Origin of the sequence: Ochrobactrum sp. SFR4 (assembly GCF_019730395.1) — a bacterium.
Classification (GTDB): domain Bacteria; phylum Pseudomonadota; class Alphaproteobacteria; order Rhizobiales; family Rhizobiaceae; genus Pseudochrobactrum.
The window spans coordinates 1-260 of the sequence record NZ_JAAPBB010000942.1 but is presented as its reverse complement, the minus strand read 5'-3'; the positions used below and the strand labels follow the sequence as shown (position 1 = coordinate 260).

Sequence of the window (260 nt, the reverse complement as noted above, 5' to 3'; positions counted from 1 at the left end):
CGGCACGACCGTTGCCATGATCCTGTTTGCCAAAAAGCGCGGCATTCCGGTCTGGAGCATGTTCGATACTATCGCAGCCGGTGTACCGATCGGCCTTGGCGTTGTCCGTATTGCCAATTTTATCAATTCCGAGCTCTGGGGTCGAGTCAGCGATGTCTCATGGGCCGTTTACTTCCCGAATGGCGGACCATTGCCGCGCCATCCAAGCCAGCTCTATGAAGCAGCACTCGAAGGCTTTGTGCTGTTCTTTGTGCTCGCCC

General features: G+C 56.2%; 1 protein-coding gene. It reads left to right on the top strand.

Features of this window, described 5'->3' with window-relative positions:
* On the top strand, positions 1-260 hold a 260-nt coding region (locus HBA93_RS21860; protein ID WP_221724649.1), incomplete at both ends, for a prolipoprotein diacylglyceryl transferase.